At 56.1% G+C, this 12,223-nt stretch carries 14 protein-coding genes and 3 tRNA genes; 6 read left to right on the top strand and 11 right to left on the bottom strand.

The genetic code is table 11. The annotated features are described in order from the left end of the window. Positions 1–73: 73 nt before the first annotated feature. From ACORQT_RS08980 to ACORQT_RS08970, 3 genes are all read left to right on the top strand, one after another. Positions 74–1,699: a GMC family oxidoreductase gene (locus ACORQT_RS08980; protein WP_164057163.1), complete on the top strand. Its 1,626-nt coding sequence runs from the start codon at positions 74–76 to the stop codon at positions 1,697–1,699. A gap of 129 nt (positions 1,700–1,828) precedes the next feature. Further along, positions 1,829–1,996, top strand: coding sequence for a hypothetical protein (locus ACORQT_RS08975; protein ID WP_154219868.1), 168 nt, complete (start codon positions 1,829–1,831; stop codon positions 1,994–1,996). 102 nt (positions 1,997–2,098) lie between these two features. Further along, positions 2,099–2,368: a hypothetical protein gene (locus ACORQT_RS08970; RefSeq protein ID WP_033642645.1), complete on the top strand. Its 270-nt coding sequence runs from the start codon at positions 2,099–2,101 to the stop codon at positions 2,366–2,368. A gap of 56 nt (positions 2,369–2,424) precedes the next feature. On the opposite strand, the gene ACORQT_RS08965 is transcribed toward ACORQT_RS08970, so the two are convergent. From ACORQT_RS08965 to ACORQT_RS08955, 3 genes are all read right to left on the bottom strand, one after another. After that, positions 2,425–2,976, bottom strand: a complete 552-nt coding sequence (locus ACORQT_RS08965) for a hypothetical protein (protein WP_033642644.1) — start codon at positions 2,974–2,976, stop codon at positions 2,425–2,427. After that, the gene (locus ACORQT_RS08960) at positions 2,942–3,223 is read right to left on the bottom strand and encodes a hypothetical protein (protein WP_033642643.1); all 282 of its coding nucleotides are present in this window, start codon (positions 3,221–3,223) and stop codon (positions 2,942–2,944) included. Before ACORQT_RS08960 ends, ACORQT_RS08965 begins: the two co-directional genes overlap by 35 nt. 165 nt (positions 3,224–3,388) lie before the next feature. Further along, positions 3,389–3,841 carry a PaaI family thioesterase gene (locus tag ACORQT_RS08955; RefSeq protein ID WP_047026312.1) on the bottom strand — a complete coding sequence of 151 codons (453 nt, stop codon included), beginning with the start codon at positions 3,839–3,841 and terminating at the stop codon, positions 3,389–3,391. A 237-nt stretch (positions 3,842–4,078) separates the two neighbouring features. Between ACORQT_RS08955 and ACORQT_RS08950 the strand changes: the two genes are divergently transcribed. Further along, entirely contained in the window at positions 4,079–5,419 is a 1,341-nt protein-coding gene (locus ACORQT_RS08950; protein WP_033642641.1) for an anaerobic C4-dicarboxylate transporter, read from the top strand. A 163-nt stretch (positions 5,420–5,582) separates the two neighbouring features. Here ACORQT_RS08950 and ACORQT_RS08945 read toward each other — a convergent pair. The 7 genes from ACORQT_RS08945 to uvrY form a co-directional block, all read right to left on the bottom strand. Beyond that, positions 5,583–5,668: transfer RNA gene (locus ACORQT_RS08945), tRNA-Leu, on the bottom strand. 10 nt (positions 5,669–5,678) lie between these two features. Beyond that, positions 5,679–5,752: transfer RNA gene (locus tag ACORQT_RS08940), tRNA-Cys, on the bottom strand. 351 nt (positions 5,753–6,103) lie between these two features. Beyond that, on the bottom strand, positions 6,104–6,556 hold the full coding sequence (locus ACORQT_RS08935) for a hypothetical protein (protein WP_033642640.1): 453 nt from the start codon (positions 6,554–6,556) through the stop codon (positions 6,104–6,106). A 360-nt stretch (positions 6,557–6,916) separates the two neighbouring features. Then, a tRNA-Gly gene (locus ACORQT_RS08930) sits at positions 6,917–6,992 on the bottom strand. Between the two features lie 143 nt (positions 6,993–7,135). Further along, the gene (pgsA, locus tag ACORQT_RS08925; protein ID WP_033642639.1) at positions 7,136–7,684 is read right to left on the bottom strand and encodes a CDP-diacylglycerol--glycerol-3-phosphate 3-phosphatidyltransferase; all 549 of its coding nucleotides are present in this window, start codon (positions 7,682–7,684) and stop codon (positions 7,136–7,138) included. 58 nt (positions 7,685–7,742) lie between these two features. Further along, on the bottom strand, positions 7,743–9,575 hold the full coding sequence (uvrC, locus tag ACORQT_RS08920) for an excinuclease ABC subunit UvrC (protein ID WP_071845073.1): 1,833 nt from the start codon (positions 9,573–9,575) through the stop codon (positions 7,743–7,745). Further along, positions 9,568–10,224, bottom strand: a complete 657-nt coding sequence (gene uvrY / locus ACORQT_RS08915; protein ID WP_004927947.1) for a UvrY/SirA/GacA family response regulator transcription factor — start codon at positions 10,222–10,224, stop codon at positions 9,568–9,570. The genes uvrC and uvrY overlap by 8 nt, the downstream gene beginning before the upstream one ends. Before the next feature lie 694 nt (positions 10,225–10,918). Between uvrY and ACORQT_RS08910 the strand changes: the two genes are divergently transcribed. Further along, entirely contained in the window at positions 10,919–11,143 is a 225-nt protein-coding gene (locus ACORQT_RS08910) for a DUF2594 family protein (RefSeq protein ID WP_004927950.1), read from the top strand. Positions 11,144–11,265: 122 nt separating this feature from the next. Next, positions 11,266–11,607 carry a GlpM family protein gene (locus ACORQT_RS08905; protein WP_025302360.1) on the top strand — a complete coding sequence of 114 codons (342 nt, stop codon included), beginning with the start codon at positions 11,266–11,268 and terminating at the stop codon, positions 11,605–11,607. A gap of 17 nt (positions 11,608–11,624) precedes the next feature. Here ACORQT_RS08905 and ACORQT_RS08900 read toward each other — a convergent pair whose 3' ends face one another. Then, positions 11,625–12,056: a hypothetical protein gene (locus ACORQT_RS08900; protein WP_033642636.1), complete on the bottom strand. Its 432-nt coding sequence runs from the start codon at positions 12,054–12,056 to the stop codon at positions 11,625–11,627. Positions 12,057–12,223 lie beyond the last annotated feature (167 nt).

Genomic DNA, 12,223 nt, shown 5'->3' with positions numbered 1-12,223 from the left:
CGCCCGCTTGTCGCTTTTATCTCCGGGTTTTAGTCTGCAGAACACACCTTCCGCCCGCTCTGGAGACTACGCCATGAAAGACCTGTCACGCCGTCAGCTGATATCCCAAACGCTGGCCGTTTCAGCCGCCGCCACGCTCAGCGCTTGCGCATCGAGTTCCGCGTCGGCGGCGCAAACACAACCGGCCCAACGCGCCAGCGAGCCATCCACCTTCGACGTGATCATCGTCGGCGGCGGTTCCGCCGGCGCGGTGATGGCGGCTCGCCTCAGCGAAAACCCAACGCGCCGGGTCCTGCTGATAGAGGCCGGACACAGTTACGCGCTCTACGATTATCCGCGCCTCATCGCGAACAGCGACGTGCTCGGCGCCAATGGCGACCCGGAATTCGAATGGGGATACCGGACAGAACCCGGCTATGTCAGCCACGCGATCGGCGCCATCCGCGGTAAAGTCCTGGGCGGCAGTTCAGGCGTCAACGGCGCCGTGGCGATCCGCGCCCGCCCGGAAGATTTCAAACGCTGGGATCTGCCGGGATGGCGCTATCAGGATCTGCTGCCCTCCTTCAAAAAACTGGAGACTCGTCATGGCCTGCACGACCGCGCAATCCATGGCGATAGCGGTCCTTTCCCCGTCGTGCAACTCACATTGGATGACATCACGCCAATGCAACGCGCTTTCGTCGCCGCCACGCGCGCCAACGGCTATGACGCCATCGACGATTTTGACGGCCCTTCAGCGAATGGCGTCGGCCCCTACCCGATGAATATCGTCAACGGTGTGCGCGTTAACACCGGCATGGCCTATCTGGATGAGAAAACGCGCGCCAGAGACAATCTCACCCTGCGTGCCGATACGCTAGTCGACCGCGTGATATTTGACGGGCAGCGCGCGATCGGCGTTCGCCTGGCCAGTGGCGAAGAAATCCATGCCGCTGAAGTGATCCTGAGCGCCGGAACCTACGGCAGCGCCGCCGTTTTGATGCGATCCGGCATTGCGCCTGCGCAACAGTCGAAGCGTCTGGGGATCCCCGTCGTCGCCGATTTGCCCGTCGGTGAAAACCTGGTCGATCACCCCTTTTATTACAATGCCTACGCAGCCCGCCCCGAGGTCATCGGCAGCCAATCGCCGGTTATCGGCGCCAAGCTGTGGACCCGCAGCAGCCGGGCGGAACCGGAGGAGCTCGATCTGCACATTACCGCGACGCATCTGTTCCCACATGACCAAAGCCCCACCGGCGTCGGATTTGTCCTGGCGGTGGCGCTGACTCGGCCGCAATCCACCGGACGCATCTGGCTGGAAAGCCGCGATCCGATGGCAGCCCCTCACATTGACCTTAACTTCCTGGCGCAAGAGAGTGACCGTGTTCGCTTGCTGGAGGGGGTTAAACTGGCGCGAAAAATAGGGCAAACCGCTCCGCTGTCTACGCTTATCCACAGCGAGCTTGCGCCCGCCGCAGACAACGACGAGGCCATTCTGGCCTCGATGGCGGCGACGTTGGATACCTATCATCACCCGACCTCCTCCGCGCCGATGGGGAATGCCGGCGACCCGAAGGCGGTCGTTGACCTTCAGGGCCGCGTGCACGGCGTGCACGGGCTTCGGGTTGTCGACGCCTCCATTTTCCCCGACGTGCCCTCCGTCGCCACTAATGTGACGACGATCGCCACCGCCGAGCATATCGCCCGCCACTATGCCTGACCGATTGGCGGCAAGATAGGCTGTTGAAACCCGGCCGGTCATCCTGATGGCCGGCCTTCGCCATTCCGCAGCGGCACAATCGAAATAACGGCGGCACATTTTATCCTGCCGGAAAACGGTGTTACCCTTGTGGCACCGTCACCTCTGCAAAACATTCTCATGGGCAAAATGGATCTTCCCGTCATCATCGGCATCCTGGTTATGCTAACCCTGTGGCTCGGCGCGCTCTTCAACATCGGCGATCTCAGCCTCACCATTTCGCGTCTGTTTCACTGGTTCGAAAGCCAGCGTGGATAACCTGGATTCGCGATAACGCAGGCGGCGAGCAAACATCGGCTATGATTGATAGACGTTACGTCATTTTCCGAGACTGTCGCTCGCGATAAAGAGGACCGCATCATGACCGACTATGTGTTCTACAATCAGATCCTGACCCGACTGGCCGCCAATCATCCCGGCACGCTGGATGAGAAAACTTACGAACTGTGGAAGCAGGACGCCACCAGCCCGCACGCCTTCGCGGATCCCTTCGCCTATCTCAAAACCAAGGGGCTGATACAGGCCTACGTGATGAGCGACATCGACGAGAACAACTATGATATCGATCCGCACCAAACGCGGATCACCGCCGCCGGTCTCGACTTCATCCGCAGCGGCGGGTTCAAATAAGACGCAAAAAACCGCCCAACGGCGGTTTTTTTTACCCTAAAAGCGTCCGGACCGTTTCAGGCGGGGAAAGGCCGATAAAAAATACGCAGCACTTCACTGTCGCCCTGGCGTAGAAAACCGCCTTCCGGCTGCCAGCGCAGATCGCGCGCCAGATTGAGATTTTCCCAGCCGACCGCGCCTCCCACGCCGATGCAAAGATTTTTATTGCCTGCGGCAAATCCCGCGCCGGTGCCGATCATGGCATGCAGCAATCGGGGCGAGGCCGCGTCGCGCATGGAGAATATCCCGATAAAACATCCCTGCGGGGCGCGCAGCATATCCGCCATGGTGCGGATCTCGGTATCGTCAGGGCTGACGAAATGTTTGTACTGCTTATCGAACACCGTCAGCCACAGTTGCTTGTATTTCGCCTTACTGAGCGCGCCGGAACGGTGGGCGCACAGCACCACCGCATCCCAGCACATCTCCCCGCTGAGCGAAAGATACTCTTCCGTATTCTCCTGCGGCTTATCGGCATAATGCCGCGCAAATTCAGCGGCATTCAGATGCGGCGGCACGGCCTGTTTGGCGACGTCACTCTTGTAGCGCTTGAAATTCAACCAATGCATGGGAAGTCTCCTCTTCACCCGATAGATTAATAAATCCGCAGCCGTGAATAAGACGAGCCATCAAATCCAGCGCGTCGTCGGCAACGGCGGTGTCGTCGTCGTTCAGCCCCTGTTCCACCGCCCGCTCAATGGCGCTCATCACCGACGTCGCGCTGGTTTCTTCCCCTTGCGCTACCACGTCCAATACGGCTCTGCCGATCGCCAGACAAAGCTCATGATCAAACTCAACCTCTTTATACGGCTGCATACTCACCCCGATAAATTTTTACCCAAGAATACTAGACCACAATGACGCATCGCGCCTGCAGCCGTATCGCGGCGGTCGGTGCAGCCGTATCGCGGCGGTCGGTGCAGCCGACAGAGAAATGCATCAGGCCCCGGATGGAATAACCGGGGCCTGATAAATGGCAGGTTATTGCGGCGGCTGTTCGGTAGGGCGAATAATAAAGCAAGTGGCGGTTGCCGAAGCCAGCAGTTTCCCTTCCGCCGTTTTGAGCGTGCCTTCCGCGAAAGCGACGTTTTTCGACGCATAGACCAGACGCCCCTCGGCGATCAGATCAATCTCCTTCGGCACCGGGCGCAACATTTTCACCTGCAGATCGACGGTGCCATAACCCGTCCCTGCGCCCAGCGTACTGTGCACCGCGCAACCGGTCACCGAGTCCAAAACCGTGGCGGCGAAGCCGCCATGAACGCCGCCCAGCGGGTTAAGGTGGCGTTCGTCGGCCCGCGCCACGATGCGGATATATCCCTCTTCAACCGCGGCCGGTTTCATGGGCACCGTTTCAGCGATCGAAGCCGGTGGAATTTTGCCGGCCATCGCTGCCTGTAATAACGCCAGCCCCGTCATTTTTGTCGGATCCATAACTCTCTCCTCTGGTGGTAAATCCGTCATATAGGAGAGGTCTGACCTCTTGGCTTGCTTTTTCGTGCTGATGCCGCTTTCCGCACGCTCTCTATGTTCTTTGAATGTGACCGACATCACTCTTTAAGGTCAATAACCATAATTTATTAATGCCTTTAGATTTAAAACAACTTTCTGCTGTAAACGCCGCCGGAAACTGAACGCAGTTAAGTTCAACATTATTAAGGCGTATCTATCATGGATTTCTTTCTGCAATTAGCGGTTATATTGGCATGCCTGCTGTATGGGGCGCGTAAAGGCGGCATTGCGCTGGGGTTGCTGGGCGGTATCGGTTTGATGATTCTGGTGTTCGGCTTTCACCTGCAGCCCGGCAAACCGCCGGTAGACGTGATGCTGGTGATCATCGCGGTGGTGGCGGCCTCCGCCACCCTGCAGGCCTCAGGCGGGTTGGACGTCATGCTCCAGATCGCCGAGCGGATGCTGCGGCGCAACCCGCGATATGTCTCTATCATCGCGCCGTTCGTCACCTGCATTCTCACTATTCTTTGCGGCACCGGCCATGTGGTGTACACCATCTTGCCGATCATCTATGACGTGGCGATCAAAAATAACATCCGCCCGGAACGGCCGATGGCAGCCAGCTCGATCGGCGCGCAGATGGGCATTATCGCCAGCCCGGTCTCGGTGGCAGTCGTTTCACTGGTGGCGATGCTCAGCAGCTACACCTTCAATGGCCGCCATCTGGAATTCCTCGATCTGCTGTCGATCACCATTCCTTCCACCCTGTGCGGCATTCTGGCGATCGGTATCTTCAGTTGGTTCCGCGGCAAAGACCTGGACAAAGATCCCGAGTTTCAGAAATTCATCTCGGTGCCGGAGAACCATCGCTACGTCTATGGCGACGCCGCCACCCTGCTGGACCGGGTATTGCCGCGCAGCAACTGGATCGCCATGTGGATTTTCCTCGCCACGATCGCCCTGGTGGCGGTGCTGGGGGCTTTTTCCGACCTGCGGCCCAGCTTCGGTGGCAAGCCACTTTCCATGGTCCTGGTGATCCAGATGTGCATGCTGATGGCCGGGGCGCTGATCGTCATCATTACCCGCACCAACCCGGCGTCTATCTCTAAAAACGAGGTGTTCCGTTCCGGCATGATTGCCATCGTGGCGGTGTATGGCGTCGCCTGGATGGCGGAAACCATGTTCGGCGCGCACCTGACGCAGATAGAAGCCACGCTGGGCGTGCTGGTGAAAGAGTACCCCTGGGCCTATGCGCTGATCCTGCTGCTGGTGTCGAAATTCGTCAATTCGCAGGCCGCCGCGCTGGCGGCGCTGGTGCCGGTGGCGCTGGCGATCGGCGTCAACCCGGCCTATATCGTCGCTTCGGCGCCGGCCTGCTACGGTTATTATATTTTGCCGACCTACCCCAGCGATCTGGCGGCAATTCAGTTCGACCGCTCCGGCACCACCCGCATCGGCCGCTTCGTGATCAACCACAGCTTCATTCTACCGGGCCTGATCGGCGTCAGCGTCTCTTGCGTCTTCGGCTGGATCCTCGCCGCGGCGTTCGGTTTCTTATGATCTGTAGTGTGGAGCCCTGCGGGGCTCCCTGCAGGCAGGGTGGCGGCATGACAAAAAGGAAAAAAATGCAGGCGTAATGCGAATTTCAGACACAAAAAAACCGCCTCTCGGCGGTCTACGACATTACTACTTATTGCTTTGATTATTCGGTATTTTTGTTCCCTGGTACCCGGGGCGGGACTTGAACCCGCACAGCCATAAGCCGAGGGATTTTAAATCCCTTGTGTCTACCGATTTCACCACCCGGGCTCGGGAAAGTTGGAGGCGCGTTCCGGAGTCGAACCGGACTGGACGGATTTGCAATCCGCTACATAACCGCTTTGTTAACGCGCCTTTATTCTGTTTTGCCTTTTCAGGCCAAAGCCGGTGAATCACCCACTTCGTTTTGTTCTTCGGGATTGCGATGATAAAATCGCTTATCCTAATCATCTGATTCTTAAGTAATTTATTTCGTTACTGCCGAATCGATGGACTGCATTATGGACTAAACCCCCCACCTTGGCAACCCCCCGAAATAGCAAAAAGTTCTCTAACGCTTTCAACTGCTTATTTTGTGGGCGCACTGTTCACAATGCCAACGAAAAGGCAAGCGGAATGTTGATATTATATGCATCGGCTCAGGAATTCACGGGCAAAACGGTTCTTTTTCTCGACAGGAATGGCCCTCCCCGGCTTTTCGCTTGCTTATGGCGAAGGGCTATCGTGCAAAACCTCATCAGTCGGGGCATCACGCAATCTTCGACGCCACCATAAAAACCCGGCGAACATTCCCGGTAAGACCGCGATCGCGCCAAAAATACGCTGATCGGCATTCAGCAACCCGGGAGCAATGGCGGACACCACCGCACACAACAGCAGAAACCACCGCAATTGGCGAATGCCTGAATGGGCGATACCGGCGACAGCCCCCGCCAAACATGCCGGCAAAAAACCGAGCGCATAAGAAAAAATACCGATAAACCCGGCCATGCCCAGCAAGTCGCCGGCATCGAGAAGACTTATTCCCACCCACTCACCGCTGCCGAACGCCATCAGCAGAAACATGAGCACGCCCCCCAACGGCGGGGCGACCAGGCCGAAGAACAGCGCACATCCCGCCGCCGTTCTTATCAGATGCTTTAAAGCACCAGATTCCATACATCCTCCCATGCCCGCTTCCAAAAGACCGACCTACCGCTTCACTTTGCCGATAACCCAGCGATTTGACGAGGCGACAGCGCAGCATGCGCTGTGCCTGAGTGCTCGGATGGCGTCATACGCCGCATTATTTTCTTCTTGCATGGCGAACCGCCGGACGTATCAAATTATTGTTTCACCGTTTAACGGCTGCATCCAGCAGTATGACAACGACAGGAAAGATACGTGAGGAGAGTCAATAATCGATATGGGAAGATGAAGAAAGGTTTCGCCGAATGGCGCAGAAGCAGAAAACGAAAAAGGGGCCGAAGCCCCTTTTCCTTACCTGCCGAATCACGGGGGATTCAACAGGCTAATATTTGGAGCGGGAAACGAGGCTCGAACTCGCGACCTCAACCTTGGCAAGGTTGCGCTCTACCAACTGAGCTATTCCCGCATTACCAGAACTGACTGATTTCTTTGCTATCTTTTGCAATTCATCGTTGTCGTCTGATGCGATGCATTCTACTTACCTGACGTGATGAGTCAATAAAATTGTTGGCCCACCACGATCGTTTGCCGCTTTTTGCAGCGTATCGATCACGGTTCCAGCAAATCGTTACGCGCCGCGTTCAAATATTGGAACATCGACCAGAAAGTCAGCACCGCCGCAATATACAGCAAGCCGATCGCCACATATTCCACAGAGCGATCCGGGCGCCACAGCAAGCCCACCAGCGACATCATCTGCGCCATGGTCTTCACTTTGCCGATCCAGGACACCGCCACGCTGCTGCGTTTGCCAATTTCCGCCATCCACTCGCGCAGCGACGAAATGATGATTTCGCGGGCGATCATGGTGGCCGCCGGCAGCGTGATCCACCAGCTGTGGTAGTGCTCCGCCACCAGCACCAGCGCTACCGCCACCATCACTTTGTCCGCGACCGGATCCAAAAACGCCCCGAAGCGCGTCGTTTGTTTCCAGCGGCGCGCCAGGAAACCGTCAAACCAGTCGGTGACAGCGGCAAACACAAAGATAACGGCGCAAACCATCGGAGCCCAGCTGAACGGCAGGTAAAACGCCAGCACAAAGAATGGGATCAGAACTACGCGAAACAGGGTAAGCCAAGTCGGTATATTCAATTGCATAATGCTACGGTAACTATCTGGCTAAAGTGGAAATTAAGAGTATGTTGCTACATTGCCCTCAGTGTTTCAATGCATTGTAGATCTTTTCTGCCAATGCTTGTGAAATACCCGGCACTTTTGCAATTTCCTCCACGCTGGCGTTCAACAAAGGTTGCAGTCCGCCCATATACTTCAACAGCACCTGGCGCCGTTTCGGCCCTACGCCCTCAATCAGTTCCAGTGCGCTGGTATTTCTGACTTTCGCCCTTCTCTGCCGGTGACCGGTAATCGCATGATTATGTGAATCATCGCGGATGTGTTGGATCACATGCAGCGCCGGCGAATCCGGCGGCAACGAAATCCCTTCGCCTTCCGGCACGAAGAACAACGTTTCTAACCCGGCCTTGCGATCGGCGCCTTTGGCGATGCCGATCAGCAACGGTTTATTCTTGTCCCAGGTGACGTTCAGCGAGTTGAACACGTCGATCGCCATGCCGAGCTGCCCTTTGCCGCCGTCGATGAAAATGACATCCGGGATTTTTTTCTCTTCCAGCGCTTTGCCGTAACGGCGTTTCAGCACCTGCGTCATCGCCGCGTAGTCATCGCCGGGGGTGATGCCGCTAATATTGTAGCGCCGATACTCCGAACGCACCGGGCCGTTTCCGTCGAACACCACGCACGAAGCTACGGTCTGTTCGCCCATGGTATGGCTGATGTCGAAGCATTCCATACGGTTGATTTCCGCCAGATTCAGCACCTTGGCCAATTCCGCCAGCCGCTGATGGATCGTCGACTGTTGCGAAAGCTTGGTGGTCAACGCCGTTGCCGCGTTGGTGCGGGCCAGCTTCAGATAACGGGCGCGGTCGCCGCGCGGCTTGCTTTGAATTTGGATCTTGCGCCCCGCCAACTCGGAGAGCGATTCTGCGAGCAGGTCCTTTTCCGGCAAGCTGAAATCCAACAGGATCTCGCCGGGCAGCGTGCGCGCCTGGCTGCCCTGCAGGTAAAATTGGCCGACGAAAGTCTGCACCACTTCGCTCATATCCGTACCGCCCGGCACCTTAGGGAAATAGCTGCGGCTGCCCAACACCTTGCCCTGACGGATGAACAGCACGTGCAGGCATGCCATACCGGCGTCGAACGCCACGCCGATGACATCCAGATCGTCACTGTCGCCCGAGACGAACTGCCGCTCGGTAACGCGGCGCACGGCCTGAATTTGATCGCGTATGCGCGCCGCCTCTTCGAAATTGAGCAGCTTGCTGGCTTCTTCCATGCGGGCAATCAGCTGGTGCAACACCTGTTGATCTTTGCCCGAAAGAAACAGCCGCACGTAGTCCACCTGTTGCCGGTACTCTTCTTCACTCACCAGGCCGGCGACGCAAGGGCCCAGGCAGCGGCCGATCTGATACTGCAGACACGGGCGCGAGCGGTTGCGGTACACGCTGTTTTCGCACTGGCGGATCGGGAACAGCTTCTGCAGCAGCGCCAACGTTTCGCGCACGGCGTAAGAGTTGGGAAAAGGACCGAAATATTCGCCCTTGGCGTGTTTGGCGCCGCGATGCACCGCTAAACGGGGATGGGTATCGGCGCTGAGAAAAATCAGCGGATAAGATTTATCGTCTCGCAAAAGAACATTATATCGCGGTTGGTACAATTTAATGTAGTTATGTTCCAACAACAGCGCTTCTGTTTCGGTATGGGTAACCGTTACGTCTATTTGCGCGATATTTTTAACCAGCGTTTCGGTTTTACGGCTGCTGACCTGCTGCCGAAAATAGCTGGCGAGACGTTTTTTCAGGTCTTTGGCTTTACCGACATAGATCACCGTGCCAGTGGCGTCATACATACGATAGACGCCAGGTTGGCTGGTGACGGTACTCAGGAAAGCTTTGGCATCAAAACGGTCATTCACTGCTTAACAACGTCTCCGCATTGAACAATCCATGTCGGATGGCCAGGTGGGTCAGTTCGACGTCGCCGCTGATATTCAATTTGCTGAACATACGGTAACGGTAACTGTTCACCGTTTTCGGGCTGAGACTCAGTTGCTCCGAGATCTCATTCACTTTTTTGCCTTTGGTGATCATCAACATGATCTGCAGCTCGCGCTCAGACAGGCAGCTGAACGGCGTTTCGGCCTGCGGCTCCAGCTGGCTCAGAGCCATTTGCTGGGCGATGTCAGACGCGATGTAGCGCTGCCCCGCATGCACGGAACGCAAGGCGTTAATCACTTCCTGCGGCGCGGCGCCCTTGCTCAGGTAGCCGGCGGCCCCCGCCTGCATCACCTTCGCGGGCAAGGGATTTTCGGTATGGATAGTCAGCATGATGACTTTGACGTCGGGTGCATAACGCACAATCTTGCGCGTGGCTTCCAGCCCGCCAATGCCCGGCATATTCATGTCCATCAGCACGATATCGACAGCGTTGCCACGGCACCATTTTACGGCGTCTTCACCGCACTGGGCCTCACCGACAACTTTTATACCTTTGATATCTTCAAGAATGCGTCGTATCCCTGCGCGCACCAGTTCGTGGTCATCAACAAGAAGAACGCTAATCAAGGAAAATTCTCCAAAAAAAGGGAGTAACGCAATCAGCCTCTGTTTTCGCCAGAGATATTACTTGTTTTTCAGACAAGAATGAACACAGATTAATACATACTTCCGAATAACTTTGCGGAGCATAGCTGATTTTTCAATTTTAGCCGTCTATGCCGCCGATAAATCGTCACGTCAGAAAAGATCGAGCGACGAAAATAATTTCGTCGCGCTGCGTCAGACACAGGATAGCGCGACAATCATGCCGCGAGGGAGAAATCTGTGTAAGCAATCACGACATGAATAATATTAACACGGCTGTTGGCTGTTTGTAATCATTTGATATTTAAAGCCGCGGCCAACGCGAGCCTGACAGCCAGCGTACAAAACTATTATTACCGACCAACGCCGGCAAAATCAGTGCCACCCGCCCCTAATAATTATAATAACCCCGATTGTTCAACAATAACGAGCCGGGCAAATACTTGTTAACCGCCTCGAAATAACTGGCCGACAATGGATGACCCGGACGTGCAATGAGCAAACTTCACCCACCAGCGCCGCCAGAGCAAGCCCGGTGCAGATGGCTGACGCATGCTATGCTATACTCCGCGCCCAGTTAAATTCGCCGCCGTGCGTGGGCAACTTGCCTATAGTCCGCGCGCAGTGCGCTAAAGCAGCTTGTATCAGGCTACGGCCTCAAAAATCAGGAGAGAAAATGAGCAACGTTGATTTCACTACGTCTGCAAACCCGGAGATCTTGGCGACCGAGGTTGCCTGCCTCAAAGCCACGCTGACGCTGATCCTGAAGTCGATCGGCCAGGCCGATGCCGGGAAAGTCATCATCAACATGGAACGTTTCATCGCCCAGATTGAAGATCCGACTCAGGCGGAAATCTTCAAGAACAGCATTCAGCAAATCAAGCACGCTTACCGCCAGTAAACGTTGCCGCTCAGACCCGCGATTCATGCGGGTCTGTTTTTCCCCGCACTACGCAATACGCCATTGATTCTGCTCAGGCTTTCGGGCAGTGTGTTGGCTTTCCCCCGACACCCGAGACCGTTATGGGCATCCTTGTCAAAGCGCTGATAGGCGCGCTGGTCGTGGTTCTGATCGGCCTGCTGGCCAAAACGCGCAACTATTATATCGCCGGTTTAGTCCCGCTCTTCCCCACTTTCGCTTTGATTGCGCATTATGTTGTCGGCAGCGAACGTTCAATAGCGGCACTGAAAACGACGCTGATTTTCGGCATGTGGGCGGTGTTGCCCTATCTGGTGTATTTGATTTCGCTGTATTTCCTGATTAACAGTCTGCGGCTGTCGTTAGCGTTGGGTGCGGCGGTACTGTGCTGGATTGCGGCGGCGTGGCTATTAATTACGCTGTGGGGATGGTGGCAAGGACGTTAACGCCCTTGCCTGGGCGGTTACGGCCGCCCTGCCTGCAAAACGAAGCCTCGCTGCCGATCGCCGGCGATCCGCAGATAGCGGCTTTCACCGGCGCGCAGCGTCATCGGCACGCTGCCGCTGGTATCTCGCCAAATACACAGAGAGTTCTCTATCATATCTTGCCCGATGCTCACCGAAGTATTGCCCGGCGGCACGCGAAACTCCGCTTTTTCTTTCGCGCCCAGCGAAGCGGCGAACTCCCCATTCACATAAACGCCGGTGCGGCAGCTACCCGCCAGCATTCCACTGTCGCGCACCACCACCACCGTGGCGTATGGCGTATCCGGGATATTCTGATAAAGCATCAGACGGCTTGGGGGCGGTAATTCAGCCTGTTGCGGTGGTACGGCTTGGGTCGCACATCCCGTCAACAGTGCAGAGGCGAACAACAACGCGGCGTAATGCTTCATCCTTGGCTCCTGAAAAAAATAATGCTTATCGTAACAAGAGAATAGCTGCTGTCAGTAGCCTTCATGTCGCAAAGACGAAAAAATCGGATAACTTCCTACTCATCGCCCTGCGCGTCTTTCCGGATAAGAAGATTCTGTATTAAAGACCTTGAAATAAAGGCGATTTT

It is taken from the genome of Serratia sp. (in: enterobacteria) (genome assembly GCF_052400455.1).
Classification (GTDB): domain Bacteria; phylum Pseudomonadota; class Gammaproteobacteria; order Enterobacterales; family Enterobacteriaceae; genus Serratia; species Serratia ureilytica.
Note: the sequence above shows the minus strand (reverse complement) of the source record. Positions and strands in the feature narration are given on the sequence as shown.